Origin of the sequence: Desulfosarcina variabilis str. Montpellier, from assembly GCF_048565275.1 — a bacterium.
In the GTDB taxonomy this organism is placed as follows: Bacteria; Desulfobacterota; Desulfobacteria; order Desulfobacterales; family Desulfosarcinaceae; genus Desulfosarcina; species Desulfosarcina variabilis.
In genome coordinates this window covers 2,515,683-2,538,367 of record NZ_CP159846.1, presented here as the reverse complement: position 1 = coordinate 2,538,367, position 22,685 = coordinate 2,515,683, and the positions used below count along the sequence as shown (strand labels likewise).

General features: G+C 56.0%; 20 protein-coding genes. All 20 read right to left on the bottom strand.

The window, feature by feature from the left end; all coding sequences use genetic code 11:
• Positions 1 to 2: 2 nt before the first annotated feature.
• A complete protein-coding gene (locus Dvar_RS11465) occupies positions 3 to 2,258 on the bottom strand; it encodes a transglycosylase domain-containing protein (RefSeq protein ID WP_419661836.1) in 2,256 nt (751 codons plus the stop codon).
• 7 nt (positions 2,259 to 2,265) lie between these two features.
• A complete protein-coding gene (locus tag Dvar_RS11460; protein WP_419661835.1) occupies positions 2,266 to 2,580 on the bottom strand; it encodes a type II toxin-antitoxin system RelE/ParE family toxin in 315 nt (104 codons plus the stop codon).
• Positions 2,567 to 2,860, bottom strand: coding sequence for a type II toxin-antitoxin system ParD family antitoxin (locus Dvar_RS11455; protein WP_419661834.1), 294 nt, complete (start codon positions 2,858 to 2,860; stop codon positions 2,567 to 2,569). Before Dvar_RS11455 ends, Dvar_RS11460 begins: the two co-directional genes overlap by 14 nt.
• A 164-nt stretch (positions 2,861 to 3,024) precedes the next feature.
• Positions 3,025 to 3,933 carry a peptidoglycan-binding protein gene (locus Dvar_RS11450; protein ID WP_419661833.1) on the bottom strand — a complete coding sequence of 303 codons (909 nt, stop codon included), beginning with the start codon at positions 3,931 to 3,933 and terminating at the stop codon, positions 3,025 to 3,027.
• 92 nt (positions 3,934 to 4,025) lie between these two features.
• Positions 4,026 to 5,378: a hypothetical protein gene (locus tag Dvar_RS11445; RefSeq protein WP_419661832.1), complete on the bottom strand. Its 1,353-nt coding sequence runs from the start codon at positions 5,376 to 5,378 to the stop codon at positions 4,026 to 4,028.
• Between the two features lie 266 nt (positions 5,379 to 5,644).
• Positions 5,645 to 5,911: a CopG family ribbon-helix-helix protein gene (locus Dvar_RS11440; protein ID WP_419661831.1), complete on the bottom strand. Its 267-nt coding sequence runs from the start codon at positions 5,909 to 5,911 to the stop codon at positions 5,645 to 5,647.
• A gap of 275 nt (positions 5,912 to 6,186) precedes the next feature.
• A complete protein-coding gene (locus Dvar_RS11435; protein ID WP_419661830.1) occupies positions 6,187 to 7,179 on the bottom strand; it encodes an endonuclease/exonuclease/phosphatase family protein in 993 nt (330 codons plus the stop codon).
• A gap of 15 nt (positions 7,180 to 7,194) precedes the next feature.
• On the bottom strand, positions 7,195 to 9,144 hold the full coding sequence (locus tag Dvar_RS11430) for an alpha-amylase family glycosyl hydrolase (RefSeq protein WP_419661829.1): 1,950 nt from the start codon (positions 9,142 to 9,144) through the stop codon (positions 7,195 to 7,197).
• Positions 9,145 to 9,181: 37 nt separating this feature from the next.
• Positions 9,182 to 9,337: a hypothetical protein gene (locus Dvar_RS11425; protein ID WP_419661828.1), complete on the bottom strand. Its 156-nt coding sequence runs from the start codon at positions 9,335 to 9,337 to the stop codon at positions 9,182 to 9,184.
• Positions 9,334 to 9,630 carry a hypothetical protein gene (locus tag Dvar_RS11420; RefSeq protein WP_419661827.1) on the bottom strand — a complete coding sequence of 99 codons (297 nt, stop codon included), beginning with the start codon at positions 9,628 to 9,630 and terminating at the stop codon, positions 9,334 to 9,336. Before Dvar_RS11420 ends, Dvar_RS11425 begins: the two co-directional genes overlap by 4 nt.
• A gap of 130 nt (positions 9,631 to 9,760) precedes the next feature.
• Complete coding sequence (locus tag Dvar_RS11415) at positions 9,761 to 11,281, bottom strand: DUF6519 domain-containing protein (RefSeq protein ID WP_419661826.1); 1,521 nt, start codon at positions 11,279 to 11,281, stop codon at positions 9,761 to 9,763.
• Positions 11,282 to 11,299: 18 nt separating this feature from the next.
• Positions 11,300 to 13,534, bottom strand: a complete 2,235-nt coding sequence (locus Dvar_RS11410; protein WP_419661825.1) for a hypothetical protein — start codon at positions 13,532 to 13,534, stop codon at positions 11,300 to 11,302.
• A 7-nt stretch (positions 13,535 to 13,541) separates the two neighbouring features.
• Positions 13,542 to 16,532, bottom strand: a complete 2,991-nt coding sequence (locus Dvar_RS11405) for a putative baseplate assembly protein (RefSeq protein ID WP_419661824.1) — start codon at positions 16,530 to 16,532, stop codon at positions 13,542 to 13,544.
• Entirely contained in the window at positions 16,529 to 19,237 is a 2,709-nt protein-coding gene (locus Dvar_RS11400; protein ID WP_419661823.1) for a putative baseplate assembly protein, read from the bottom strand. Before Dvar_RS11400 ends, Dvar_RS11405 begins: the two co-directional genes overlap by 4 nt.
• Positions 19,234 to 19,596, bottom strand: coding sequence for a GPW/gp25 family protein (locus Dvar_RS11395; RefSeq protein ID WP_419661822.1), 363 nt, complete (start codon positions 19,594 to 19,596; stop codon positions 19,234 to 19,236). Before Dvar_RS11395 ends, Dvar_RS11400 begins: the two co-directional genes overlap by 4 nt.
• Entirely contained in the window at positions 19,596 to 19,880 is a 285-nt protein-coding gene (locus Dvar_RS11390; protein ID WP_419661821.1) for a hypothetical protein, read from the bottom strand. Before Dvar_RS11390 ends, Dvar_RS11395 begins: the two co-directional genes overlap by 1 nt.
• 33 nt (positions 19,881 to 19,913) lie before the next feature.
• Positions 19,914 to 20,423, bottom strand: a complete 510-nt coding sequence (locus Dvar_RS11385; protein ID WP_419661820.1) for a phage baseplate assembly protein V — start codon at positions 20,421 to 20,423, stop codon at positions 19,914 to 19,916.
• Positions 20,420 to 21,556: a hypothetical protein gene (locus Dvar_RS11380; RefSeq protein ID WP_419661819.1), complete on the bottom strand. Its 1,137-nt coding sequence runs from the start codon at positions 21,554 to 21,556 to the stop codon at positions 20,420 to 20,422. The genes Dvar_RS11385 and Dvar_RS11380 overlap by 4 nt, the downstream gene beginning before the upstream one ends.
• 30 nt (positions 21,557 to 21,586) lie before the next feature.
• Positions 21,587 to 21,877, bottom strand: a complete 291-nt coding sequence (locus Dvar_RS11375; RefSeq protein WP_419661818.1) for a LysM domain-containing protein — start codon at positions 21,875 to 21,877, stop codon at positions 21,587 to 21,589.
• Positions 21,878 to 21,894: 17 nt separating this feature from the next.
• Entirely contained in the window at positions 21,895 to 22,569 is a 675-nt protein-coding gene (locus Dvar_RS11370; protein ID WP_419661817.1) for a hypothetical protein, read from the bottom strand.
• Positions 22,570 to 22,685: the final 116 nt, after the last annotated feature.

Here is a 22,685-nt window from a genome sequence, read left to right as displayed (position 1 = left end):
TCTTAGAATAATGTTCTTAGCCAGGATGGATCGGTTTCTTCCGGCATCAGGCCCCTGCAGGAAACCGCTTCAGTCGGCTCCGTCCCTGCCGCAAAGGGCAAGGCCACAGCCCAGGGGCAGTCCAGTTCCAGGACCTGCCGCCCGGTATTCGGATCGACCGTAATCCATTTCACCAATTCGGGCGGGCCGGGCGCAAACGCTTTTTTGGATACCTGGGTAACAATTTTCTGCCAGATATAAAAGGCCCCGTCCGCTCCGGTCAGCTTGCAAGGGGCGCCGTCGTCCCTTCCCACCCAGACCACTACGAGAAGGTCGCCGGTAAATCCCGCAAACCAGGAATCCCTTAGCCCGTCGGTGGTGCCGGTCTTCCCGGCCGCGCAAAGGTCCCCGATCACCTGATTCGCCTCGGATCGGGCCGTACCTTCGGATATCACCATTTTCAAGGCCATGTTGAGCAGGTAGACCGGCACGGGATCGAAATTCTGCACCCCGGGCCGCGGCCTGCCGGTGCCGTCCAATCCGGTTTCACGGATGTACCGGATGGGCGAAACCATGCCGCCGGTGGCCAGTGTCCGGTACATTCCGGCCACCTCCATGGGGGACATGGTCATGGTGCCGAGAAAAGACGATGGATAAAAATCCATCTTGCCTCCCACACCGAGCCGGCCCAGGAGCCCTTCCAGCCGGTCCAGCCCCAGCTCCATGCCCAGGCGGACGCAGGCCGCATTGTAGGAACGGGAAAGCGCCTGGTATAGCGGCACCGCTTTGTGATGGACCCCGTCGAAATTGGCTGGTGACCAGATTGTGCCGTCTTTGTTTTCGATTCGGACCACGGAATCGTCAAGCCGTGTCATCAGGTGATAGTTTGGCGAATCTTCCAAGGCCGCCAGAAACACGGCCGGCTTGATCAATGATCCCACCTGACGGCGGGCGGAAACGGCCCGGTTGAACCAGGGGCGGCCCGGGTCCCTTCCCCCGACCATGGCGATCAGCTCGCCCCGGGGCAGGGACAGAACCACCACGCCGGTTTCCAGGCTGCCTTTCTCCAGAAGGCGCCGGGCCTCCAAAAAATCGAGCCCGGAGGTCGCGGCCGCTTGGGCCCGGACCTGGACAACGGGATCCATGAACGTGAAAACGTCAGTCCCCTGCCCCGCCACGCTTTTTTTATCATCCACGATCCCCCGGATGAATCGGGAAAACACGGGAAACCGGTCCCTGGGAGCGGGCGCGTTGGGGACCACATGCAGTTTTGCTTCTTTCGCGGATGCGGCCTCCTCGGACCGAAGGAGCCCCTGCTCGGCCAGGATCGCCAGCACCTGGTCCCGGCGCGCCTTGGCCCGCTCGGCGTTCCGGACGGGATCATACCCGGACGGGGCCTTGAGCATGCCGGAAAGCAAGGCCATTTCGCCCCAATCCAGCTCGGCGAGATTTTTTCCAAAATAATACCGGCCGGCCGCGCCAAACCCGATCACCGGCCCGCGTTCGCTGCGGCCCAGGTAAACACTGTTAATATAAGCCTCCAGGATCTCATCCTTGGTGAATTTCCACTCCAGAACCCAAGCCATGAGCCATTCGCTCATTTTTCGTTTCAAGGCATCTTCGCCCGAAAAAAACAAAATCTTGGCCACCTGCTGGGTAATGGTGGAGGCTCCCTGGACGATATGCCCTTCCCGGGCATTGGCGGCCAGGACCCGGAACACCGCTGAAAAATCGACCCCGCCATGGGAATAAAACCGCCGGTCTTCCACAGCCAGGATGGAAAGAATCAGCGGCTCGGGAACCGCCTCGATGGTTACAGGATCCCGGCCCGCCTCGACTTTAGGATCGAGATCGCCGATTTTCAAAGGTCCCAGAACAAAGCGGCGCAGGGAACGTCCGAAGTCCAGGCCGGAAAGGGAGATCACCTTTTGGTTGCGGATCTTTACCCGAACCCGTGAAGGCTGCCTGGACTCGTCTGAAAAAGCCGGTTTCCGATCATACAATATAAACGTCCCGCCGGTCCGCGAATAACTGCCCGGCCGGTCAGGGAATTCTTTTTTCTGAAATTCAAGAAAATCCAGTTCCAGAGCCAGATCTTCAGGCAAGAGATCCAGCCCGGGATGAATCACCAACGGGCGAGCGTAGATGCAAGGCGAAAGGCCCGATGACTGCACCGGAAATCGCTCATCCGCCAGCCGGCTCAGATCGCGGATATAGAATGCGAATTTCCCGGCCCCGGTTAGAAGCGCCAGGCAGAGCAGAAGATAGATGATAGGCAAAATTCTTTTAGGTGGATAAAAACGTTTCGTAATCTCTACCACCATAAAAAATATTCAAAATCCTGACTGTCGAATTTTCTTCATCAACGACAAATGCGGCCACTGTCTGCTTATCAAGGGGGTAAATTCTTAGGCCTTTCATTATATCGTCTCTTTGCTGGCCCCTTATAGGGGCTGTTTTTAGCTCCTGACATTTGCGGTGAAGCTTATCCATGTATCGCCATGCTCTCTTTGGAAAACCACTTTGTTCCGCAATATAATTATAAATATATTCAAGATCGCTGATAGCGTCAGGCATCAAATAGACATCATATTTTTTCATTGGCCTCCTGTTCCATTCTTGTCATGTGCTGCCTTTCGATTCGAGAGAAAGCAACATCAAGTGGAACAGGTTCCCCACTCTGTGCTGATCGTGTCAAACGTTCACGGATTAAGGCAAGCCTCACCTGGCGCTCCTCTTCTTTTTGTTGCCACAATCTCATGGCTTCCCGAATCACTTCACTGGTCGAGCCATAAGAACCGGAGCTAACCTGTTTTTTTATGGCGGCCAACATGTCCGGCGGTAAAGTGATGGTAATTCTTTCGGCTTTTTCTGTTTGCATCGTCAATCCCCCATTAAGAGTATGATTAAATCATACGCTTAATAACGGGCAAGATCAACCAGATTTCATGTAGGATAAGGGTGATGGGGCTCCGGCGCCTGGATGTCTTCGACAAGGATGGCACCGACCGATAAGCCAGATCATATCATCAGGGACAAAAACCTCTAAGATGTCGCCAGCAGCCGGAAAAAACTGACGGTCGGAATCACATGATCCCGTTTGAACATAAGAAAGCATTCGTTGAACCATTTGACAAAACGATCAGCATGCTTGGCGCTGCTAATCGGGTATTGGCGCATTTTCCAACGATTCGTCGGGCTGTTGTTGTAGTAGATACCGCCGGCGTTGTAGGCGCAGGCGACCTTGGGTGGATCAAAGTGGGTGGACCGCCACTGCTGGGCAATGTATCCGGTGCCGGCGCGGATGGAGTTCTCCGGCTGAATCAGCCAGTTACGGTCAATGCCGTCAAGTTGGAGCGTTGCAGCAGCGGTGGAGAGCAGTGTCTGCATCAGGCCGAGAGATATCTTTTGGGGCGTTTCATCGTCGGAGATATAGCCCGGCTCCTTTCGCAGGGATTCGGGTTTTCCGTAACTTTCGGTGCAAATGGTGGCGATGATGAGTTCAGCCGGAACGCCGAATTTCAATGACCATTCTTTGATGGGTATTTTAAAATCGCGCCATACGCGCCGTACGGTTTGTGGGTCACCGCCGAAGTTTTCGGGATTTTTCCCATCGATGCAGATGCCTTCCGCCGTGAGCTGCCACAGCACGCTGTCTCGAAAACCATGAACTTGCTTGAGGTCCTCCAGCACCGTTAAAAGTTTTTCCTGGCCCGGTTCTGCCTGCACATCCTGAAACAAGGCCTCCCAGGTAAGTGGACCTGAAACGCCATCCACTTTCAAATTCTGTGATTTCTGAAAGGCCCGGACAGCGGCATCGGTCTGGGGGCCGAAAATACTATCCGGCTGCCCCACAGTCGTAAACCCATACTCCAGCAGACGCTGTTGAAGACGGTACACATCCTCCCCGCTCATGAGGGGAAATTGATACTTCAGCGACCGGGTGAATATCATCCCTTACACTCCTGTAGAAGCAAAAGACATAGGATACGATGGACAGTTAACAACCATTAAAGCGGCGATGGTGAGCGTATACAACCGCCCCTTTATAATTCCTCCTCCTTTTTCAGCTTTTCGAAGATAGCCGGTACGGGCTCGCCCTGCTTGTGCAGGGTTTCGACGACCATGGCCAATTGGTGCAAGGCGGCCTGTGCATCCGCATCGGTGTTGATCTGATCCAAAGCGTCCATGAATGTGCCCAATCCCCCGACTTGGCTGAAAAGAGCGGGATCATCCTGGGTATCTGCCGCCAGTTCCCGGTCCAGGGCGGCCTTTCGAAACTGCTGCAGCCCCTGGTCGAATTGCTCCCGGGAGTCGAAATACGTCTTGTATTGGTTCCAGCACTCGTCCACATCCGCATCCGAGGCGACAAGCAGTTCGGTGGTTTGCCGCATAAAGGGCCGGTCATTGGCCTCGAATTTCTCTTTGAATGCCATCTTGAAAATGGGACTTTTCAGCAAAAGGGTGAATCCCGTGTTGGCATCCACCGGCTGCAGCGGCAACACGGCCGGAGTAATGGGCACATTCAGAATACGCTTCTTCCACTTCTCATAGGTCGACCCCACCAGTTTGACGCCACAGTCTACAACCGTGGCGATAACGGCCAAGGCCGGCACCGATCCGCTCAGCACGGGGATGAAGGCTTCTAGTGCCTTGGAAAAGATGTCACGCACCGGGTTCTCTTTTCTGAACAGATCAAAAAGCGCTTTGCCCTTGGCCACCGCCTCGCTCACATTGCCGCCTCTGGAAATGGCGTTGACCGTTTGGTAGCCCTTTTCCAGATTCTCCAGCAATTCGCCATACATCTTCTTCTGTTCTTCCGGTAAAGCGTCGATGACCGCCCTGGACATCACGATACCCTTGTTGATCTTCGTGAGCAGGGTATCGGACTGCCCGGTATCACGTTCCTTTTCCATACCGGAGAGCTGCTCCTGCAACATCTTGCCATCATCACTTTTACTGCTGCGGCTACCGAAGTAAAATCCCACAACGGCACCCAGCAGACTGGAAAGTGCTTCGGGGAATGTAGAGCCCTCACCCACGATTTGAAAAAAGAGCAGCACACAAAGATACAGCGAAACCGCGATGATAATAAAGCTGATCATTGCCCGTACGGTACCTTCGGGCAGACCTGCCGGGCTTTTTGAATAGACGTTGATCTGCTGGTTGCGCGTGCACGCCTCCAAATACTTTTTGTGCAGAACGAACATAAAGCCAATCACACCACCGAAGACAAGGAACAGAACGGCGACGGTCAGATAAATCCACTTGGAGTCGACCGCTGGGATTTTGGTTGCAGTATCTTCGGCATGACCGACACCGAAGAACAAAAGGGAAAGCAGCATGGGCGGAAGCAGCCGGCCGGCTGTGCGTATGCGGTTGAAAAAGACGCTTCGCATCGATGACACCTCCTCTGCTGGCATTGATTGTGGTGCGTCCATGAGCGGCTGAACTTGAGCGTTACAGGCACAACGAAAAGAAATCCATTCATGGACATCGAATGGCGTTTGCTCTTTTACTTCAATAAAATAGTAGTTCGGATCACATCAGATCATGTATCTTTAATTCATAGAATCAAATTCGTTGAATGTCAAAAAAGAAAAGTGCGTGCATAGAGTGCCTGGATATTCGGGGTTACCCTGAATTTACCTTGACAAAAGATCGCTTAATGGGGATTTGAGCCATATGAATTAACATTCACACCGTATTTGGCAAATGTTTCTCGGACTTTTGCTTTGGATGCGAATTTTCCCTGATCTGCTTGTTTGATGCCTTCTTTGATGGCTTCAATTTGCCAGGCCTGCTCGTTCACGTAGGCTTTTATCGCCTCGCTGATCAGAAACGACCTGGAGCGTGCAGTTGCCTTCGCCAGAAGATTCAATTGTTCTGAAATCGATTTATCTATCCGGCCAGAGACTGAAACAGTTTCCATTTTAAAACCCTCATCTGTAATGATTGTATACACACAATACAATCATTACGCTTGTCTTTCAAATAAAAAACATCTGTTTTCAGAAAGCACCAATTGTTGCGACAAATTCTGTATTGTTGATTAATCCGGATATATCGAGGTTCATTATAGCTGCCAATTTCGAGGATTTTCATGCGGCTCAAGCAAAAAAAACGGCGGTCAAAGAATAAAAATCTTCAACCGCCGTTCATATTCCCAAGTTCCGAACTTTATAGAAAGTGTCGACTTTATTCGCTTCAGGAATCGGGCAACTCGAATTGCGCTACCACCGGCGCATGGTCCGATTCCGGAAACTTCACGTCGGTACCAAAGGCAACCGACTCGTCATGCAGCAACTCGTTGTGGATCTCGGAACCCTTGTAGTAACCCAGCAGGGACCTGGATACCAGTAGATGGTCGAGCATCACCCCCCGGCCATGATGGAAGAGCGAAAACCGGGAGGGTTCAGGAATGGTCCGCTCGCAGGGGACCATGACGCGTCTTGCCAATTTGTCGTTGCCGGTATCCTCGACATCGCCCCGGATCGCCTGTACTGGCACATCGTCCAGATCAGCATTGAAATCACCGCAGACCACGACCATCGCGTCCTCGTCGACATCAAACAACGTGTCGATGAACATCCGCGTTTCCAGCGCCTGACCGACTCGTTTCATCGAGGAAAGAAAGAAGCCTTCGGCCCAACCGGAAGCCGTCTTCCAGGTATAGTTGTTCAGTTTCTGCCCTGCGACAGTTGTAGGCAGACGGGACTTCAAGTGAACATTGACAAGGTCAAGAGTCCTGGTGTTGTCCAGTTTCATTCTGGCGTGGAGAAGAGGCCGTTCCCAGGTGACCGCCTTGGCCTCCGTTTCCTCAGGATTCGCCGTGACTTTCTTGTAGCATGGCGCCGCTGCGAAGTCATGCTTGTACTGCTGATGCTCAACGATTTCGAAACGGCTGAGGATCACGAGGTTGCGCTCGTCATACACCTGCGAGCCGTCCCCGGTCATGGTGGATACGCGGTGGAAACCGGCGTAAGCTGTGCCCGCTATCAGATTTTCCAGCGCCAGCAGGCGTCGGGGCTGGTTTGGGGTCTCCTGACCATTGACTTCCTGCAAACAAAGGATATCTGCATTGAGCCGCAACAGTTGAGATCGCATGAGGATTATGCGCTCACCGAGCGTCGGTTTTTGATCAGGCTTATCGTCAAGGTTTTCAAGGTTGAACGTGGCAATACGAAGTTTGATAGGCATGGGATATCTCCTCCTTTATTTCTTCACAAGGATCTGCAACTCATTCGATTTGAGTGCAATTGGTATGGCGCGGCGCAAAGGTCGCCGGTTCCATGTGATTGTCGTCGGGGCACCATCATTGACAAGCGTGCTGAAAACGACCTTCCAATTGCTTCCGTCTACCGACAGATCGGCATCGACCTCCACCCAGCCATGCCAGTCCCGATGGACGTTTGGATAGGCCGCAATAAGCACTTCCTGGTCGCAGTGCACCCGGGAAATCGTGAACACCCCGCCCTGGTCCATGGACCAGCCAAAGTTTCGGCCATCTCCGCTGACTTCCCGGAAGTAGTAACGACCGTAGCGCAACGGCATATGCGTTTTGCGAACCTTGGATAGCGCCTGCAACATGAGAAAAGTGCCCCCATCCATCGGCCAGGCGCCGTTTTGATGGACAAACTTGCCCCATAGCGCCTCACGCACGGACTCAAAGCTGTCAAGACGCGGCGTGCCGTCCGCATTGTGCGTTCCTTTAAGATCCTGCTCGGTACCATAGTACAAGCAAGGAATGCCTGGCAGGACATACAGCAAGGCAAGACACAATCGCACCTCTGCATCCAAAGAATCGGGGTGGCGCACGCGTTGGTGCCTGTCGTGGTTGTCGGCAAAGGTCACGAAAAATTTCGAGGCATCGCCGTGGGAGCTGACCAGTTCGTCTTCCTGTTTGCGGCGTTCGTCATAAAGGTCACGAAGACGGTTGACCGGGGCACGGTTTTCCATCGGCCCGGTGCAGACATCGCGTATGGCGTCAGCAAGAGGGAAGTCCAGCGCAGCGTCGATTCCCAGCCCGCCTTCCGGATCATGTCCGGCACTGCCGTTGCGGCCGACGAACGAGGCGATATTGGCATTGTTGTCGGCCACCTCGCCGAAGGTGAAAAAGTTCTTCTTGCCTATCGAATAGCCGAACTCGGTCATCGCATTGCCGAAACGCTGGATGAATTTCGGGTGGATATACTTGACCGTGTCAATGCGGAACCCGTCAAAATCGTAGCGGGCGACAAGATATTGGTATGCCTGGAGCATCAGTGAAAGCGCAGGCGTCAGGCTGTATGCGCGGAGTGGGTCATCCTCCCCGGCGATGTATTCGATCGCCAGCTGGCGCATCTCGCCGAAATCGCCCGGGATAAAATTCAGCCAGGAATAATCCGACAAGTTGTCACTGACCTTGCTGCCGCGTCTGCGGTATAGGGATGGGTCGCGAAACTCGAGTGGATAGACAGCCTCATCGGTTCCCGTGGCCGCGCCACTATCGAGCCGGTCCCGCCAATCACCCCGTGCGCCGCCGTAGCCCTCGGTCCATAAAATGCTGGGCAGATCACCGCCGCCCTGAGACTGATTCAATAAATCTCTATCCTCAAAGGACTTCACCCAGGTTCCAAATCGATCATACCAGAACACCATGCCAAAATGATTGAGCACGATGTCGAGAATCACATAGATGCCGAGATCATGCGCCCGTCCCACCATCGCTATCAGCTCCGCTTCGGTTTTTTCTCGCGTGCCGTTGGAAGCCCATCGCTCATCAATGGCGAGCAAATCCTGAGCCGCGTAGCCATGGTAAGTCATGATATCCGCTGAAGCGACATTGCGCACCAAGGGAGAAATCCAGACGGCATTGATGCCGAGCTGCTGCAGGTAAGGAAGCTGCGCGGTTATCCCATTTAGGGTACCTCCTTGCCTGGAAGCGAAATGCATATCCCAGCCGATGGCCGGATCGAAACGCTCCGACTTCGGAGGCGCGTCCGGATTGTTGAAGCGGTCTACCACCAGAAAGTACATACAGGTGTCGCGCCAGTCCACCGGTGAAGGGAAAGGGCGTTTAAGATTGGCCATCTCAAGCTCTTTATCCGACATCGCTGCACGGCGGCGGGCGTCGTTTACTGCGTCTTTTACCGATTGGTCAAAGAGGGATCGGAGTGATGCCATCTGGCAACCTACCTTCCTGTACTGCAAATTCGGAATTTTATTTATCTTCTTTTGCCGTATCTTCCGGAATGGCTCCGGTCGCACGAATTTTGCTCACCTTGCTGAGGATATCGAACCAGAACGGCCCGCCCAGTGAGATGGCGAGTATCGTGATCAAAAGACCGATAACCTTGGCTATCCACTCTTCTTTCATATGAGTGGCGCGATACCGTCCAGAAACGCCAGGACGAAACTCTGTGATGGAATATACGATGGTTTTTTCGACCTTCGCGCGAGACTTTTGATCAGCGGGTGGTCGTAAAACAGCTCGTCCAGCCCTTTGACCCGTTTGTCCGCGAGCAGGTTGGCGATACCTCTGGCGAGATTCCGGGCCCGTAGGGAAAAAAGGGCGGCGATCATCTCGTTGGCTGCCGTACAGACAATGCTCAGCAGCAAATAGACAAATACCAATCCGACAACCACGTCGAGTACTTGGGAGTTGAACATAAGTCACCTCCATCCAAAGATGAGCGATGGTATAGAAGCATAATACACAATGTCGGCGGCCATCAGGAATTGTTATAGGAGAACCATCAAACATGCTTTGCTACCCTGATGGTGTGCATGGAGTCTCCCTTTATGATCCACCCTGACCGCAGAGAGGAGCCATAGTGCAACGGCAATCTATTATATTGGGCTGATCATTGGGTTCAGTCGGTCCATCATTATTTTGCTGTTTATGCAGATAGAGGAACAGCGGTGCGTAGTTGTGCCGAGGCCCCTCCGCCTCCAGGGCGACTCCGATGGCATTGCCGTCCTTATCGAGTTCCGTTGTCCACTCGATGTCGCCGGTGGCTACGCGGGCTGGGATCAGCCAGTAATCGCCCGCCCGATACTCGGCGTCGTCTCCCTCAAATCTGACCCAAACGCCATTTTCGAGTGCTATCCAGCCTTCATCGATATCGTCCTGCCCGTTGATGGCCAATGCACCGAAGAATGTTGGATCCCCAGAATGATCCCAGCGGCGCAGCAAGGGATGCTTGGCCATCACGTCCGCTTCAGTATAGTTCTTCAGAAAAAGGTCATCCCGTTCCGTCAAGGTCACCGTCAGCTCGTCACGGTCGACGGCGTTTACCTGAGCCAGCGACCCGACATTCCCGCTCATGGCAATCGACTCGTCTACAATCTCGACCCAGTCTCCTGGATTGAGGCTGAAGCGCACGTCCCTGCCCAGGTGCTCAAGCAGAGCAGTGTTGCCGGTGAGCGATCGGATGGGAAAAACGACCGAGCCGTTGTCGCGGGACCATTTGAATGTCGCACAATCCTTGTCGCCTTCTTCATTGCCAGTCGCAGCCTTACCGCCCCGGTGAACTTCGACTCGATAGAGCTGGTTCTCCGTGCCGCGATAGCGCGCTTCCGAGGAGGCAACACAGGGGTCAGTCTGGAGCTGGTCGAACCGCGCCCGGGCACGCAATCGGCCTGTTCCAAGCGGTGGAAGCATGTTGACAGCGTCATCGGCCTTTGCTTTGGCGGTTTTGACTTCGAAATTTTGAATATCTTTCATATGCAACACTTTAACCTGCCAGACAACCTGTGCGCGGCTGCATGTATCCGGCCCGCCGAGCGCCACCTCGCGAATCTGATCGTCATTGATATGGGTGATGTGCCGTTCCCAGACATCGAGATAGGCTAAAAAGGGGACTCCCTGCTCTTTCAGGTCTTGCAAAGCTTCGATTCTTATACTTGGGTCGAATTCCTCGTAACCGGGCTGTTCCGTATATAAGATCGCCCGGTGGTTCTCGACCAAAACTCCATCAACATAATAGCGACCAGGGCCGATGACCGCATTTTCTTCATTGACAGCCTTCTCCAGAGGCTCGCGGAGCATGCTATCAGGTTCAATAGCGTCCCACTTATCCTTTTTTTCTTTTTCCCCCAAATCTTTAAAAGTGTCAGTGGTGACAATTTCAAACCCGCACGCCCCCTCAGGGCCCCCGGGTAAACCGATCACATCCCTGGCCAGCAACCGCATATATCGCAACAAGATAGACACCTGTTCATTGACGTCGGCATCCAGCTGCACCCGCCCCTGCTGCATCAGCACACGGCTGAAGTTGTTGAGCGGATCGAAGGTATTCCTGGTGAAGTCGCCTTTCATGTTCATTGCCTCCGTTGTTTAGGTGACCATGATGATGCCGGGCTCCATGCCCGCCGGAGTATACGCGTCAAGTCGGGCTCTCAGGTTGGCTTCCCGCTGTGGTTGATAAAGGTGGTGGAAAGCGCCCATCTCCGACTCATCGTCGGCGCCGCGCTTGATCTCCCCGGCGCAGGAGTCCGCCAACTGGCAGTAAGTCGGCTGACCATAACGCATGCTGCTGAATCGGGGTCGTACACGTCGCTCTTCACTCGCCTTAGCGGTCTCCTGCTTGTTCTTTGTCGGATACTTATCCTCTGCGATTTTTTTAACCAGGTCGGGCTGGCAATGGTAGCGTCGCGGAGTGCTCGAGCCAGGAGTAACATAGGAGAAGCGCATGCAGCCAATCTGCCGCCGGGCCACAGTAACCCGGCCCATGAAGATGCTGTTCTCTCCAAGACAGACGGCATGGGTCAGCACGCTGCCGATGACCGTGCTGCGAAGAACCTGGAGCCTGGCGTGGGCGAAGGCCAACCCTGCGGCGCCGATCGCCTCGCACCGAGGACTGTCGCAGTCGGCGCCGGTGGCGTCGATGATGCTGTCACTGACGCGGATCTGGATGGGATCACGGGTGACCTCATCGATGTTGATTTGAATCGACCCCACAATGCTGTGCTCGATGACGATACAGGGATAGGCATTGAATACGGTCAGGCTGGGTTCCGCCGGGCGATACGGTTCACAATCTGGATCCAGGGACCAGCCGGGCACCAGCGTGGAATGACGGATGGTGACACTTGTCGGATCCCCCTCCACCTGAATCCCCTGACCAGCAACGAGCATGCCATCGAGGGTAAAGCGGCTTCCCTGTCCTCCGCTAACGCTCAGATAATCCGGGAGATTAGTCTGCCAGTCCAGAAGACGGACCAACGGCCGTTTGCCGGTGGCGGCCCGGATCTGCAGGCTGTGTTCCGGTTTCAGGGTGATATAGATCGGCAGCACATAGGCCCCGCTGTCCATGATTTCAATGACTGCATGGAACGGCTGATCTTCCGGCACTTCGCCGTCTGGGGCGGCCTTCCAGGGCTCCAGGGCAGTCCTCAGCTCATTCTGTCCGCTGACCCGGGTGATGACGCTGTTGTCCGGCTGCGAGACCGGCCGGTCATACTCTCCGCCGCCCATGTCGGCGCTGAATCCGTAATGGTATGAAACCCAGACCCCCTTCTTAGGCGGTTGCCGCGGCGGAAAGCTGATGCGACCCAGTACCGGGTCGACGGCCAGTTGGCCACGCCTCGGTTGGTATTGCCAGCCACTGAGATCGGCCGGCAGAATGGACGTTCTTGGTACCGGTTGTTGCGCCCCCTTTTCGGGCCAATCCGGCGCCCAGATCGCCAAACTCTTTCCGATGAAGGTATCCCCCACCAGGCCGTAGTAGTCCGACGAGGCTCGATGGTAGCCCCGCCCCGCTTCCATCCCCCGCTCTTCAAAGGCCCGTCGGCGGATAGGGACCGGCAGATTCAATTCGCCGGCGATCGTCGTCGGCGCGGTTTCCTGTTCCGGCCGGGTGTAAAGGGGGATATCGTTGCCCAGGGCACTGAAGGTGTAACAATGAACGTCGACGACCTTCTCAACGCAATACGCCGGCGCATGCGTTATTGAATAGGATTTCAGACGCCAGACAAAAAGCCCGACACATGGGATGTTATGCCGTCCCGGTATGTGAGCGGAACCGATACGCCGCACATCCACCGTATGGCCGATCTGGTCAAACGGACCATCCAGAAGATCCAGCGCGTCGCCATCACGCAGATCCATGGTGCGGCCCTGCTCAGGCCGTGGGTGGTTCAGAGCCTGAGTCCAGCCGAGCAGTTTATGGAACGCCACCGCCCGGGCCGGCCAGCCGGCCACATCATTGGCGAGCAGTTCGAGCAACGCCAGGGTTCCTTTCCGTCGCCGGTAGCGGATGGAGTTGGCCACATCCCGCCGGGGAATCAGGATTTTATTGCGCGCCCGGCCCTGCTCGGTGGCCACCTCTCCCGGCTCGCCGGCCTCGTGCACGGGCTGATAGCCGATCAGGTCGCCGATATACGGCACCACCCAATCCTCGCAGGTTTCGATAAACCAGTTATCGTAAAGCTGCCGGATGTCTTCCTCCACCAGATTGACCTGTTCGGCAATGACCTGCAACAGGGCCCGTAGCGGCTCACCCTTTTCATTATCCCGTATCCGGTAGATATCGGGAATCAGCTCGTAAAGACGATCAATGGTTGTGCTCATGGTCACCTCACGACTTCGGGTTCAGGATCAGGGTATCCGGCACATCGGGCGTCAAATAGGCAATCTGCGCCGGTACGATCTCACCACCTGTACGGCCCGTTAGATTGACGCGAAGACGGGGAAGCGGCTCATCCACGCCTTTCAGTAACTTATCACTCAGATCTTTTAACGGTCCCGCAACCCGTTCGGAAATCTCCTCCGGCGTCAGCAGGCGCCGGTCGGAGCCGTCCGCAATCTTTTCCGGAATCCCCCTGAAAAGATCCACGTCCACATAGGCCACGCCCCGGACGGCTTGAATGACGCTCACCACCTCGCTCAACACCACATCCTGTCCCAGCTCCCGCCGCTGGAAGCTGAACGCATCGAGCAGGGCCGCCCGCACCATCGGCTCCACCGATTCCCACTGGTAATCGGGCAGGATGCGCACCCCGGCGCTGATGGCGATGAGCACCAGTTCCCGTATCTCGAGCTGAACGGCCTGGCATGGATCGCCGAAATCGCGCAGGGCCTGGCGCAGGTTCAGATACAGGTCGGAATTCTCATCGATGGAAATGTCGTCGGCCCCGGCGATGGTCACATGCACGATCTGCCTGCGGCCGTCGCTGATCTCCACCGCAAAGGCCTTGCCGACGCCGCCATAGGTGCGGGCAAAATCTTCATAGTCCTGGACGCAAACCAGCCGGTCAAGCGCCTGCACCGCCAACGGGGCACGCTTGCGGGCCTGGTCGCGTGTCTCCCTGTCCGCCCCGCCGGAAGCCGCCAGCGGATTGATGACGCCCTTGACGCCCTGGGGTCGGGTGCTGAGCATCGAAATCCGTCCCGCCGCCACATTGCCGGGCTTGCCGATGCCGTTGCGGTATTCCGCTTCGATGTTTTGGATTCCGGTCGGCAATCTTGCCCCTTCGCGGCCGTTGCCGAAGACGACCGTGGTGTTCCCCTCATCGTCGGTTTGGGTGATGAATTTTCGTTCAGTCGCTGAAAGCCCTGCAAGCGAATCGGTTTCATGCCACTTCACATCGTTGACCGTAACCACCAGGGTGCTGTCCACGCCGGAAGGATTGGGGGCGGATACAAAGGTGAGAGGCGGCTGCTTGAGGGTAAAGGTTTGCAGCGCCTTGGCCCCGTCACCGCTGCCTAAGGTCTCATTTCGTGTTTCTCCGTGGGTCGCCTTGACCACGTTGCCGTGGATCGTTACCGTTTCGAGTTTAAAGCCGTACTTCAGATTTTCCGCCAGGTTGATGAAGGTGTGAATTTTGTCGCCCGGTAATGCTTTTTTTCCATCTTTTTTAACCGTCTGTTTGATCGCGGCGATCATGGCTACCTCGCCGGCGGTTATCCCACTGGTTTCGGTAATATCGGAGCGCTCGCCGTAGACAATCACCCAGCGTCCGGATTCCAATCCCTCATAATAGCCGTCAAGTTCGAGCGGCTCGTCCGCACCGCCGGCCAACTCTTCTTCGATGGGTGCTTCGGCAAGATCCAGCGCTTCGCTTTGGGCATAAACAAGAGTTCGACGGATTATTTGGAAATTGTCAGGCGTTGCAGATCCGTTTTCAGAACCAATAGAAAACCATACTTTCCGCTCGGCCGATTCAATGGCATCAACCAGCTCGATTCGCGTAGTCTTACCGCTTATGCTATATGCATGACGTCCAATGTCAGCTTGCACACCTTTTGTTTTTGCCACCAGGATAGATTCTTCTTCTCCTTTTGTAAGCGTTACTTTTCCAAGTTGACTATCATCAATTGCGGTTGTATCGATTACAATCCAACTGTCCGGCAATATCTTGTCGTAGCTGGAATCAAGGAATAGCGTCGCACAATCATTATCTTTTAAAAATTCTTCATTTTCTCTTATATCACCCGAGTCCCATTCTGTGGTCAGGATTATTTTATTCTTCTCATCAAGTCTCCACTGTTTCTCTGGTGCATTGTTTCCAAATAAAGAAGCTGTCATTCTTAAAGCATAAACCTGGATTTGATTTTCCAGTTCGGTCTTTGCATTCGCCGTTGCCTTCGCGAGCATACGACGCAGCATCGGCGAAAAAGTGCCCGCCGCGGTATACCCTGCCTCAGCTTCAGGTGTAAAAAGCATATTCAGCTCCCGCGAAAGCCGAAATGCATTGCGCGGCGGCACAGAAGGTTTCAAGGTCAGCGCCTCGATCAGGCTTGCCCCCCTGCCTTCATCAGTATCGCCACCACTATTGTTGCCTACTGCCCTTGCCTGCAAAACAACCAAGGTGCGATCGGTCGCCGCATCCGGTTGGATCTCCTTTACCCGATAAAAAACCGGCGTCTCATCTTCATCATCACCAAAATCGATCAACAGCGGATCATTGGGTTTCAGGTTGGTCTTGATGCCCTTCAGATAGACATGCTGGTTGGTGCCGTCACCGGATTGAATGCTCTCCCTGGTTTGCGGCTGTGTTAATCTTGGTCTTAAATTGTTCCACGCTGCTCGCGCCTTCAGCTCCTCGCTGGTCTCAAAGGACTGCGGCAGCTCACCCGGCCCCGGCATGCTCTGGGACCTAGCGCCGTTGGGAATGACGACCTCGTCCGTGCATTTGTGATCGAGGGTGTAAGCCAAAAAGACGCTTGACGCCACGCCCGGACGCGGCTGATACCCCACCAGCCGCGAAAGTTCGAGCACGGACCGGCGTTCTGTGGCCGTGCGCAGAAACCCTTCGTTGGCAATACGCTCCTGATAGAAGGTCAGTACATCGGCCACGGTGGCCCAAGCGTCCAGCAACGCAATGGACGGATCACTGCTTTCGCGTGTCCTTAAATCCTGCAGCGGATGGTGCCCCTTTCCCGCCTGGCATTCATCTTCACTGCCTATACAGAGGGTGGAAAGCCGCGCCAGCATCGTCTCGAGGAAAGTGGCGTGGGTCCCCACGCGATAACTCAACTGGGATAGCCCCGGTCGGTTGGTTGTGGAGAGCGGCGTCAATATTTCAATGCCCTCGCAGCAGCCGCAGATGTCTGTGGTCGGTTTCATCGTCCACCTCCCATGACCAGATCAAGGGTCCCGTTTTCCGGCAAGCGCGGGTCGTTGTCCAGACGGGCGACCTCGAAGGGACCTAATGGAAGAATTCCATTGTCGATTTCCTGGTTGGGGCCTTCATGGAGGCGCTCCAGTTTCGTCACCCGCACACTCTCCACCCCGGTCACGGCCTGGGCCGCCGCGATCAGTTTGCTGAGATAAACGCCCTCACCAAAGGTCAGATTGTCCGGATGGAAAAACCCCTTGCGGCCGTCGGGCAAGGTGCGGTTGCTGAAAACCTTCAGCAGTTCGGCCTTCACATGGCCGCTCAGGTAATGGGGAAGCACGCAGATCTTCATGGCGATATCCAGGGGCACATGGCTTGCCGATCTCACCACAAGGTCGTGCCCCATGCGCCGGTAGCGATGGAGATGGCCGGCAATTTCGCACAACAGCGCTTCTTCGGCCTCTTCCCGGCCGAGGGGATCCACGGCCACCAGGACCTCGTACCAGCTTCCTGTCCAGCGCAACCTTGCCGCCGCCCGCTGCACCTTGTGCTTGAAGTCGCGCATCACGATTGCCGCATAGTCGTCCGCGGTAACGGCCCGTTGCAGTTCCTTGCGAAAGGCGTGGGGCGCAAAGAGCCTGGCTTCGGCAAGGGGTTCCGGCGCCGTCCCGCCGGTGGCCGGCAGGGGATTGCGCGGGCGGATGTCAATCCCGCTGGGCAGGTTGTTGCGAAACACAATGTGAGTGATGGCTTCGGCGCCCACATTGCCGGATGGCCCGCTGCCCACCCGGTAGGCTGCCTGGAAGGTCGTTGCGGCATCCGGCATTCGCCCCAGTTCGCCATCGCCGAAGCGCAGCCGGGAACGCCGGTCATTGTCGGTCTCCACGACGAAATAGCGGTCTTCGGGTCCGCTGGCCAGCAGGTCGAACCGGGGCTCCCAGATCTCCTGCCGGTCCTCGAGGCCATCGGCCACGGCTGCCGGAATCCCATGCAGGGCAACCTGCGGCAGGGTTCGGCGGACGTCCTGTTTGAGCATTGCAGAGGCCGGGGTCAGCTTGCGCATACACGTTCTGGATACCGGCACACAGGGCTGAAGCGGCTCACTGAAGGTGACCTGGGGCCGGGTCAACACCGGCCGATACCGGCCCGGAGAGGTCGTGGCCTCGCGAGGGATGCATTCATCACCGCATTCGGGCAGCAGTGTGATGCCGGGCACCTGTCCGAGATCGTCCGCAACCGATTCCCCGTGGTCCACCAGGATCACATTTCCGCGGACCAGACTGACATCGGCAATCGGGCTGCAATCCACTTCCTTGAAGGAGGAGACGCAGACCGGGAAAGGCAGCGCATCTTCCTCGCCCCACGCGATCTCCCAGATAAGCGTATCGGTGAGGGGATCCGTTGATGCCGTGGCGGCGGTCAACCGGACCGCGTGGCGGTGGCCGGGATCGGCGTCGGCCGGATTACCCGTTTTCGGCCCTTTCACCTCCTCGAAGATGAGGATGTCACAGGGCGCGAGTCCCAGGGTGTGATTTTTCTCATCTTGCGGTGGCGCAATGGGTTCCTGTTTGGATTGATCCGCTTCAGCGTCATTCTGGTTCTCATCTACCGTTTCCGTCTCTTCCAGATTCTGATCGGATTTACCCGGATCGACGAGGGTCGCCGAGGTGGTGCCCTTGGGCAGACAGCACTGGGTATCGTCCCAGGTGTAGATCTGGATTTCGTTGCGGGCCTGGTAGAACTCGATGGGCGCCAAGCGATCTTCCACCAGCGGTTCGAAAATGAGATAGGGCCGCGGCAGCGTTTGCGGCAGCGCAACATGATCGTGAACAGTGCCGGCCGCAACGATCCCGGGATCCGTGATCAGGTAGAAATCATCCGGCCTGAGTGCGTTTTCCCCCGCCAGATCCAGGGAGACCTGGAAAACCACCCATGCTCTGGCGTTGCAGCCTTCATGGAGCAGGTAATCCACCAACCGGGCGTGGCGGCGCACGGAGATGCGCTGCCGGGCGGTATCGAGATAGGCTTCGGTGGCCACCGCGTCCTGGTAGTAGCTCAGGTGATCACCGACATAGGCGAGCATTTCCACAAGGGTGATGCCCAGATCCGGCACGTGCCCTTCCTGCCAGTCCGGCATGATAAGGGCCAGGCGGTCAAGGATGAGCCGGCGGAAGCTGGCGTAGTCCTTGGCTAAATAATCGATCTCCGGCACGTCCCGCTCTTCCGGGGGGCAGACGAGGCTCTGTTTACAGTCCAAGTGGCTCGGGCAACCGGCCTTGAAGCTGAATTCGATGCACGCGTAACGCAGATCGAATCCCGCCATCGGGCGATAGCGCGTGCGCCCCTCGGCGTCGCGCCTCGGGTTTCCCGCCGCGTCGGTCTCCACAACCGGCTTGCCATTTTCGTCCACCGCCACCAGGCACAACCGGTAGGTGGAAAAATCTCCGAACCGATCCACCCAGACCCGCATGCAATCGTCGCGATCATCCTCCACCATGCGGCAGATATCCATATCGGTCACCCGGATGCCGGTCACCCGCCGGCCGCCGTCGATGACAACATTCTCAACGCCAATCTTTTCGGGCGCCTTGCCGAAAAAATAGACGGTCAGCATATACTGATCTTCACTCACCTCGAGATAATCGATGCCGTTGAGGTGTGCGTTTCTGACGGTCTCCCGCCGTTCCTCTTTCCGGCAAACCAGGGTAGTCATTGCATGCCTCGCCGTTCAAAGGTCTCAATTCGCACTTCGCCGCTCGGCCGGACCGCATACTTGAGCTCGATGCGCAGGGCCGCTTCCTGGCTGGTCACCTGCAGCGACCGGACCTCAATGAGATCGCCCAGCCAGCGCTGCAGGCCGGCCTGAATGCCCTGATGGAGAAGTGATCCGTATTCGGGACTGTTGGGCTCGAACACCAGCCCCAGCAAACCGCTGCCGAACTCGGGGCGGTTGACCCGCTCACCGGGATTGGTAAACAGAAACTGCTCGATCATGTCACGAATGTGATCGTCATCGCCGGTGGTGGCCGTGCGGCCGCGATTATCGAAATGAAATGGATAGTCAATGTTCATCACGTCACCTTTACCCGATGCTGTGGTGAAACGATGGTCAAGCCCGTGCCGGTGGGCGTGCAGGTGGCCTGGCTGTCCTGGAACAGGACCGGTGATCCGCTGGCCTTGACGCGGGTGGCGGCACGGGTCCAGGTCGCTGTTGCGCAGGGTCCCCCTGCGTTCGTGGGCAGGGTGCAACCTGAAATCGTGTAGGGGCACGACTGGGTCACGATCTTGTTGCCGCTCACCGTTACCCGCTGATCAGGCGTCGTCGGCTGGGCCTGGCCGCTGTGCTGGCAAAGCACGGTCGCGTTTTCGTGCAGCAGATAGGCCGCCATTTACTCCACCTCCAGTGCCGTACCATTGATGGACACCTTGCCGTTCTCCAGCTTGATGCTTGCGCCCTGGCCGTTGTCGATCTCGATTCCGTCATTGTTTACGATGATCTTCATCTTGTCGTTGCCGCTGCCGTCCCGGGTTACAATGGTGATGCCCGCCGAATCCGATCCCTCGTCGATGGTTATGATGCCGGCCTCAGTCTTGAGAACTTTTTTATCCACCGTGTAGTCGGATCCCACCGGGGTCTGGTCTCCATCCCAGAAGCAGCCGGTCCAGATGGGGCGGCCCGGGTCCCCGCCCTCAAACTCCACCCAGACATTGGCGCCCACCGGCGGGATGGCAAAAAAGCCAACCCCATCGCCGGCATAGGGGACACACGGCAGGGCCCAGTTTGAACCGCCGTCTCCCATTACGGTGGGTACGCTGACCTTGATGCGTCCCCTCTTATCGGTGTCCGCATTGTCCTGGACCATTCCGCGGTATTTGCCGTAACGCTTTTCGCCGGTCATACGCTCACCCTCGGGCTAACGGGACCGAATCCGTCCCGGGTAAGCGTGAAGCCCTGTTTGTATTCTTTCTTGCGCACATCGATGCGATGGTTCACGCTTTTGACATAATAGGTTCCGTCGTAGCTGCGGCCTACACCGCGTACATCCACCAGTTTTCCAATCTCCAGGATGCCTCCATAGCGCATGGCATCGAGTTCGCCGCTGCCGGTAATCGGATCATTTAGCAACGTATCGAACCTGGCCTGGGCCAACTTTCCGGCAACGGATTCATCGGCCATTTGACTGTAGAGGCCGGTATCTTCCAAGGCGCTGGTTCGATGAACGGGAACCGTCTCACCGGCCAGGGGACTTTGCAGCCGCTCCGATGAGCCCTGGGAGATGGGCGTTTGTTTTTGATCGTTTTGAAAATAACCGAATCGGGAAGGCCCCAGCGCGTCATATTGAAAACTGATGGAATCCACATTGGTATGGGGTCCCATGTTAGCAGATAAGGCCTTTTGCGACGGTCCCTTGCGGTTCTGCCCCCCCCAATAGACCCTGTTGCTTCCCGGAATCGGGCCGGGAGTAATGTAGAACCGATAGCCATACCTGCCGGCAAGGGACTGGATGTATGCAAGGTCGGTGATACCGGCCTGGGTTGGCTGCTGCGCTGTCTCGCTGGGAGCCTGTCTTGCCGGATCGGACACATTATCGTCACATAAGGTGAAGCCCAGATAACTGTAGTTTTTCAATATGCTTTCAATGCACACAATATCGGACCACGGTTGCATTTGCCGCTTTTCTTCCAAATTCATGACCAGCCCGACATCTTCTCCGGTCACTGTCAGGGTGGCGGCGCCGGGGTCATTGCTCGGCGAAAGCTGATGGTTGGTGATGATGCCATCCAGCAGGACATGGCGGGATACGTTGAAATAAACCACGATGACCACCCGGTTATTGATCGGTTTCAGCAATCTTTCCGTTACCAGGGAATAATCCAGCAGGTCTTTCAAACCGCGGCCCATACGAAAGCTCAACTGGAATCCCGAACGGCCCTGATCACTGTAGCTCACTTCCACCCGTTCCAGGGCTTCGCTCAGCCTTGGCGGCGCTATCGGCGGGACGGTCATGCGACTACCGATCATTAAACTCATGTGGATTCCGAGTAAATTCATTGCCATAGCCTAAGTATCCGGAAGAAAAATGCGAACCTTCTTGCCGACCGCTGCCGTCAGTTCTTCCGGATGCATCGCGTTATTGCCGTCACACAAGCGCCAGAACAGCTCCGGATCTTCAAGATAGCGCGCCGTGATCTGATCCAGCCGTTCCCCCTGGGTCACCCGGTGTTCGGCAAGCAAGGTCCCTTCTGCTGCAGGAGGTAGAAATCGGCGGCGCTTGTAGACCACTTCACGACCCGATGAAAAGGTGAAGGTGGCCATTTCCAATTCATCATAGCGGCTTGTCGGTTCAAACATGAATTGCCTCTCCTTGCTCAAATGGACGCACTGAACAGAATCGTACGATTCTCTTCAGCGGCCATGTTTTCAACGTTATCCGCGGTGCCCATGGCCGCCAATGTCTCCTTGATGGTCTGGTGGGCCATGAAAAAGGTAAATCCCGGGTGCTTCCAGGAAAAATCGTTATAACTGAGAACCCGCAGACTCAAAGACACCCGCGCCCGGATCGGATTGAGCCGTCGCCCGAAGGCCTCCTCCGTGATCGACAATTCCGTCAACCGCACCGGCAGAATGCGCTGCCAGTTCCACACAAAGAACGTGAGCGGCCCCGTGGGTGGAATCACTTCGATCATGCCCAGACTCAAGGACGTCGTATTGGCGGCAACCAGCGCCGTTTTCGGATAGACCAGCATCTCCAGGGCCGATAACTGCCGATAAACCCCATACTCCTCGGCCGTCTCATCCCCCTCCTCGAGCCGGTCCGTAGCGTCGAACTCCGCCTCCAGCCGAATGGTTTCGATGGGCGCGCCTTTCAATCGCTCGGTTTCATACAAGGCGCCTTCCCCTTCCACCCCCTGGGGTTGCAGTGTTCGGGTGAGGTTTTCAGGATTGTACTGAAACACAATGGTACTGAGCGGCGAAAAGCCTGCCGGGTCGATTGCTATTAAGGCGCCTTTGGTTAGGCGGGGGGAGTTGGGGAATGTGGTCATGTTTTATTCCTCTTGATATAATTACGCTGATTGCCTTTTTGTGGGTTGTCCCATATCGGCAGCACCTAACCCTTTCATATGATTAATTTCTTCAATTAAACCTTTGATGAGCATTC

Bases quoted from the DNA above. Each gene is read 5' to 3' on its own strand.
- Dvar_RS11385 (WP_419661820.1), bottom strand. From the start codon at position 20,423: ATGACCGGCGAAAAGCGTTACGGCAAATACCGCGGAATGGTCCAGGAC.
- Dvar_RS11420 (WP_419661827.1), bottom strand. From the start codon at position 9,630: ATGTTCAACTCCCAAGTACTCGACGTGGTTGTCGGATTGGTATTTGTC.
- Dvar_RS11460 (WP_419661835.1), bottom strand. From the start codon at position 2,580: ATGAAAAAATATGATGTCTATTTGATGCCTGACGCTATCAGCGATCTT.
- Dvar_RS11430 (WP_419661829.1), bottom strand. From the start codon at position 9,144: ATGGCATCACTCCGATCCCTCTTTGACCAATCGGTAAAAGACGCAGTA.
- Dvar_RS11435 (WP_419661830.1), bottom strand. From the start codon at position 7,179: ATGCCTATCAAACTTCGTATTGCCACGTTCAACCTTGAAAACCTTGAC.
- Dvar_RS11450 (WP_419661833.1), bottom strand. From the start codon at position 3,933: ATGATATTCACCCGGTCGCTGAAGTATCAATTTCCCCTCATGAGCGGG.
- Dvar_RS11395 (WP_419661822.1), bottom strand. From the start codon at position 19,596: ATGAACATTGACTATCCATTTCATTTCGATAATCGCGGCCGCACGGCC.
- Dvar_RS11375 (WP_419661818.1), bottom strand. From the start codon at position 21,877: ATGTTTGAACCGACAAGCCGCTATGATGAATTGGAAATGGCCACCTTC.
- Dvar_RS11445 (WP_419661832.1), bottom strand. From the start codon at position 5,378: ATGCGAAGCGTCTTTTTCAACCGCATACGCACAGCCGGCCGGCTGCTT.
- Dvar_RS11410 (WP_419661825.1), bottom strand. From the start codon at position 13,534: ATGAGCACAACCATTGATCGTCTTTACGAGCTGATTCCCGATATCTAC.
- Dvar_RS11455 (WP_419661834.1), bottom strand. From the start codon at position 2,860: ATGCAAACAGAAAAAGCCGAAAGAATTACCATCACTTTACCGCCGGAC.
- Dvar_RS11440 (WP_419661831.1), bottom strand. From the start codon at position 5,911: ATGGAAACTGTTTCAGTCTCTGGCCGGATAGATAAATCGATTTCAGAA.
- Dvar_RS11400 (WP_419661823.1), bottom strand. From the start codon at position 19,237: ATGACTACCCTGGTTTGCCGGAAAGAGGAACGGCGGGAGACCGTCAGA.
- Dvar_RS11380 (WP_419661819.1), bottom strand. From the start codon at position 21,556: ATGAGTTTAATGATCGGTAGTCGCATGACCGTCCCGCCGATAGCGCCG.
- Dvar_RS11370 (WP_419661817.1), bottom strand. From the start codon at position 22,569: ATGACCACATTCCCCAACTCCCCCCGCCTAACCAAAGGCGCCTTAATA.
- Dvar_RS11415 (WP_419661826.1), bottom strand. From the start codon at position 11,281: ATGAAAGGCGACTTCACCAGGAATACCTTCGATCCGCTCAACAACTTC.
- Dvar_RS11425 (WP_419661828.1), bottom strand. From the start codon at position 9,337: ATGAAAGAAGAGTGGATAGCCAAGGTTATCGGTCTTTTGATCACGATA.
- Dvar_RS11405 (WP_419661824.1), bottom strand. From the start codon at position 16,532: ATGAAACCGACCACAGACATCTGCGGCTGCTGCGAGGGCATTGAAATA.